Source organism: Leucobacter soli, from assembly GCF_042659205.1.
Classification (GTDB): Bacteria; Actinomycetota; Actinomycetes; order Actinomycetales; family Microbacteriaceae; genus Leucobacter; species Leucobacter soli.
Map to the genome: position 1 here is coordinate 1 of NZ_JBHSRW010000176.1, position 4832 is coordinate 4832.

Consider the following 4832-nt stretch of genomic DNA (forward strand, 5'->3'; position numbering starts at 1 on the left):
GTCCGCGACGACATCGACGCCGCCCTCGCCGACACCCGGCCGGACGTGGTCCTGATGTCGACCGCGTCGACGCTCGCGGCCACGGAGGCCGATCTGCTCTCCTGCATCCGTGCGGGGGCCGGCGTGATCAGCGCGGGCGAGGAGCTGCTCGCCCCGTGGGCGAGCGATCCGGGTCGCTCCGACGTCATCGACGCGGCGGCCCGCGAGCACGGGGTCTCGGTCCTGGCGAGCGGCCACGTCGATGCGCTCTGGGTGCACCTCCCGCTGACGCTCGCCGGCATCGTCACGCACCTCGACCGGCTCGAGGGCGAGTGCACGCGACCCTTCGCCGTCGCCCGGTCGAGCAACGCCGGCGTGAGCGGGCTGCTCGGTGCGCCCGTGGAGCGCTACCCGGTCGAACGCAGCGGCGACCCCGGCGCCGGAGCCGCGTTCAGCTCGTTGCACGCCATCGCCCGCGGCATGGGCCTGACGGTGCTCCGTGCCCGCAGCACCGTCACGGCCGCCATCGCGGAGCAGGAGCTCGTCGTGCAGCTCCCCGACGGCGAGCGGCGAATCGCCCCGGGCACGATCGCCGGGTCGACACGCACCGTCGAGCTCGAGACCTCGGCGGGCGTCGCGCTCGTGCTGCACGATGTGGCGCGCGTCGGCGCCCACTCCACCGAGCACTGGCGGGTCTCCGGTTCGCCCGACGTCGAGCTGCGCGCGAGCGCCGCCCAGGGGCTCGTCAGCACGGCCACCCAGATGGTCGCGAGGATCGAGGACGCGCTGAACGTGGAGCCCGGGCTCCACACCCTCTCGGACCTGCCGCCGCTGCGGTACCGGGCGCTGGGCTGACAGCACAGCGCCCTGCCCTGAAGAAGCAGCCCCTCCCGGAGACGGCGAAGTCGGACCCCGGGCGAACGACGCGGCGGAGTCCGACCGGCCGGCTCAGGCCTTCACACCGGTGAAGAATCGGTCGTCCACCCATCCCCCGATGTCATACTGGCTCATGCACTCCTCGACCAGCCCGCGCATCTCGTCGAGCGAGCCGTCGTTCTTCGCGATGGCGAGGGTGCCGAGGTGATTCGCCTCGGGCGAGCCGAAGTAGTTCAGCTCGTAGAGCTCGTGACGGGCGCCGAACTCCGAGCCGATCGCGTCCCAGAGCAGGTGCATGATCTTCGACCGGTCGAGCGCGGTGCTGCCCGCGCTGCCCCGCAGGTAGCGCTCCACGAGCGGCGCGAGCTCCGGATCGTCGAGCTCCGTCGCGCTGATGGCGTGCTCCACGAGCCCGGACGCCACGACCTCCTCGATGATCGCCCGGGCACGGCTGTAGAGCTTCGGCGCGAGCGCGGCGTAGGCGATGCCGTAGCCGAAGTTCGGGTCGACGCCGTCGCCCCAACCGGGCTCGGCGCGCTCGATCATGCCGTCGCGCAGGCCCGCGACCACGTGGCGGGCGCCGATCACCTCGCCGAGCGCTGCCTGTACGCCGCGGAACGATCCCGTGCCGGTCACGTCGAGCGCCTTGCTCAGCGCCCCGGCGAGGAACTCGAGCTTCACCCCCAGTCGCGTGGCGGCCTGGAAGATGCCGCGCGTCTGGCGGCGGCTGGCGCCGTCGAGCTCGTTCGCCTTCTTCGGGTCGTAGACGAGCACGTTCTCCCACGGGATGAGGGCCTCGTCGAAGACGAGGATGGCGTCGTTCTCGTCGAGCCGGCTCGAGAGCGGGTGCATCATCGGGTTCGCGGTGCGTGCGGCCACCTCCTCGTACGAAGCGCGCGCGAACATCTTCACCCCGGGCGCGTTGGTCGGGGCGAGGAAGACGACCGAGAAGTCCTTGCCGTCGAGGGGCACGCCGAAGTGCGAGACATAGACGTACTGGGTGAGCGGCGAGCCGGTCGCGACGACCTTCGCTCCGCTGATGATGAGCCCGGCATCGGTCTCGCGCTCCACGTGCACGAACACGTCGCGGACCTGCTCCGGCCCCTTGCTGCGATCCACCGGGGGGTGCACGATCGCGTGACCCACGTGCAGGACTTCCTCCTGCGTGCGGCGGTACCAGTACCTGGCGTTGTCCGCGAACTCCCCGAACCAGTCGGGATTGGTGCCGAAGCCCGTGATCAGCGCGGCTTTGTAGTCGGGCGTGCGGCCCAGCCAGCCGAAGCCGAGCCGCTGCCAGACCTCGGTGGCATCCCGCCCGGCGCGCAGGTCCTCCTGGCTGCGTGCGGCGCGGAAGAAGGCGTGGGTCGATCCCCCGCTCCCGGTGTCGGTCGGCACGAGCAGCTTCCCGCTGTGCCGGGGGTCGTCGAACGCGTCGTAGAGCTCGGCGAGCGAGCGAGCCGAATTGCGGAAGGCCGGATGCGCGGTCACGTCGTCGACCCGCTCGCCGTAGATCCAGACCTCCCGGTCATCGCGCAGGCTCTCGAGGAATTCCGCGCCGGTCTGCGGTCGTTGACGTGCTGCCGTCGAGCCGACGGCTTCCGAGTGCTCCATGCTGTCCCTGTCCTCCGAATGCGGTGATCGGGGCACGTCGACGTGCCCTTTCGACAGCGTATTCACGGGCTCGGCGGGCGGCATCGTCGAAGCGCACGACGGGAATGCCGCTGATTGGGCAAGTGTTGAGTCGCCGGGTGCGCCGTCAGTTCGCGAGACGCCAGTCCACCGCGGGGGAGCCCTGCGCCGCGAGCGCGGCGTCGGCCCGGCTGAACGGCTTCGACCCGAAGAAACCGCGCGATGCGGAGAGCGGCGACGGGTGCGGGCTCTCGATCCGCGGAACATCGCCGAGCATCGGCGCGAGCGACCGCGCATCGTTGCCCCAGAGGATCGCGACGAGCGGCCCGCCGCGATCCACGAGCGCGCGGATCGCCAGTTCGGTGAAGGCCTCCCAGCCCTTGCCGCGATGCGAGGCCGGAGTCCCGGCGCGCACCGTGAGCACGCGGTTCAGCAGCATGACGCCGTGGTCGGCCCATGCCGAGAGGTCGCCGTGCGGGGCGGGCGGGATGCCCAGGTCATCGTGCAGCTCGCGGTAGATGTTCTGCAGGCTGCGCGGGATCGGCCGCACCTCGGGCGCCGTCGCGAACGAGAGCCCGATCGGGTGCCCCGGGGTCGGGTAGGGATCCTGCCCCACGATCAGCACGCGCACCTCGCGCATCGGCCGCTGGAAGGCGGCGAGAATCCGGTCGCCGGCCGGCAGCACGCGCTGCCCGGCGGCCCGCTCGGCGTTCAGGAAGCGGCCGAGCTCGGCCAGCCGATCCCCCATCGGGGCGAGGGCCTCGGCCCAGTCCTCGGCGAGATGGCCGTGCGCGGCCAGCTCCTGCAGGGTCATCGCCATCGTTCCACCATCGCCGTTTCCGCATCCCGTTCGTTCCCCGGTAGATTACCGGTTGGCTGCGCATTCAGCGCGTCGGCTCCGCCTCTCGACGCGTCGGCTGTGAATGTGACGCGTCGTGTCGGGTTCCGTTGCCTTCGACGAAACCACCTCTTACGCTCTCTCTCAATGCCTCACGCCATCGACCCCTTCAAGGAGACATCATGACCGACCAGCAGAACTGGCAGTTCGAGACCAAGCAGATCCATGCGGGCCAGCAGCCCGACCCGAGCACCGGCGCTCGGGCGCTGCCGATCCACCAGACCACCGCCTTCGTCTTCGACAGCACCGAGCAGGCGGCCAACCGCTTCGCCCTCGCCGAGCTCGGCCCCATCTACACCCGCATCACGAACCCGACCCAGGCGGTCGCCGAGGAGCGCATCGCCGCGCTCGAGGGGGGCGTCGCGGCGCTGTTCCTCGCGAGCGGCCAGGCGGCCTCGACCTACTCCGTGCTGAACATCGCCAACGCGGGCGACCACATCGTCTCGTCGAGCTCGATCTACGGCGGCACCTACAACCTCTTCAAGTTCTCGCTCGCGAAGCTCGGCATCGAGGTCACCTTCGTCGAGGATCAGGACGACCCGGCGGCCTGGCAGCGCGCCGTGCGCCCGAACACCAAGCTGTTCTTCGCCGAGTCGATCGCGAACCCCCGCTCGAACGTGCTCGACATCCGCGCCGTCGCCGATGTGGCGCACGAGAACGGCGTGCCGCTCATCATCGACAACACCGTCGCGAGCCCCTACCTCGTGCGCCCGCTCGAGCACGGCGCCGATATCGTGCTGCACTCGGCCACGAAGTTCCTCGGCGGCCACGGCACGACGCTCGGCGGCGTCATCGTCGACGGCGGCAGCTTCCCGTGGTCGGAGCACGCCGACCGCTTCCCCGGGCTGAACACCCCCGACGACTCGTACAACGGCGTCGTCTACACCGCGGCGGTGGGCGACGCGATCGCCTTCATCATCAAGGCGCGCGTGCAGCTGCTGCGCGACCTCGGCTCGGCCATCGCGCCGCAGAGCGCCTGGCAGATCCTGCAGGGCATCGAGACGCTCTCGCTGCGCATGGAGCGCCACGTTCAGAACGCGCAGGAGGTGGCCGAGTGGCTCGACTCGCACGCCGACGTCGCCTCGGTGTCGTACTCGGGCCTGCCGACGTCGCCGTGGTACGCGGTCGCCAACACCTACGCCCCCAAGGGCGTCGGCGCGGTGCTCTCGTTCGAGCTCAAGGGCGGCGTCGACGCCGGCAAGGCCTTCGTCGACAGCCTGCAGCTCTTCAGCCACGTCGCGAACATCGGCGATGTCCGCTCGCTGGTGATCCACCCCGCGTCGACCACGCACTCGCAGCTGACGCCCGAGCAGCAGCTGACGGCCGGCGTGACCCCGGGTCTCGTCCGCCTCTCGGTGGGCCTGGAGCACATCGACGACATCAAGGCCGACCTCGAGGCCGGCTTCGCCGCCGCGCGGGCGGTCGTCGCCGCCGCGCGCGTCTGACCGCA

The 4832-nt window shown here is 70.9% G+C and carries 4 protein-coding genes; 2 read left to right on the forward strand and 2 right to left on the reverse strand.

The features are described from left to right. A partial coding sequence (locus ACFPZL_RS10050) for a hypothetical protein (protein ID WP_382335286.1) occupies window positions 1-834 on the forward strand: 834 nt, incomplete at its 5' end. Window positions 835-927: 93 nt separating this feature from the next. Here the strand turns inward: ACFPZL_RS10050 and ACFPZL_RS10055 are convergent. Continuing rightward, window positions 928-2466: a 4-hydroxyphenylacetate 3-hydroxylase family protein gene (locus tag ACFPZL_RS10055; RefSeq protein WP_218114005.1), complete on the reverse strand. Its 1539-nt coding sequence runs from the start codon at window positions 2464-2466 to the stop codon at window positions 928-930. Between the two features lie 145 nt (window positions 2467-2611). Next, window positions 2612-3304, reverse strand: a complete 693-nt coding sequence (locus ACFPZL_RS10060) for a uracil-DNA glycosylase (RefSeq protein WP_218114004.1) — start codon at window positions 3302-3304, stop codon at window positions 2612-2614. Window positions 3305-3504: 200 nt separating this feature from the next. Here ACFPZL_RS10060 and ACFPZL_RS10065 point away from each other — a divergent pair, with 200 nt between their 5' ends. After that, window positions 3505-4827 (forward strand): bifunctional o-acetylhomoserine/o-acetylserine sulfhydrylase, encoded by a 1323-nt coding sequence (locus tag ACFPZL_RS10065; protein WP_218114003.1) that lies wholly within the window; start codon window positions 3505-3507, stop codon window positions 4825-4827. The last annotated feature ends 5 nt before the right edge of the window (window positions 4828-4832 follow it).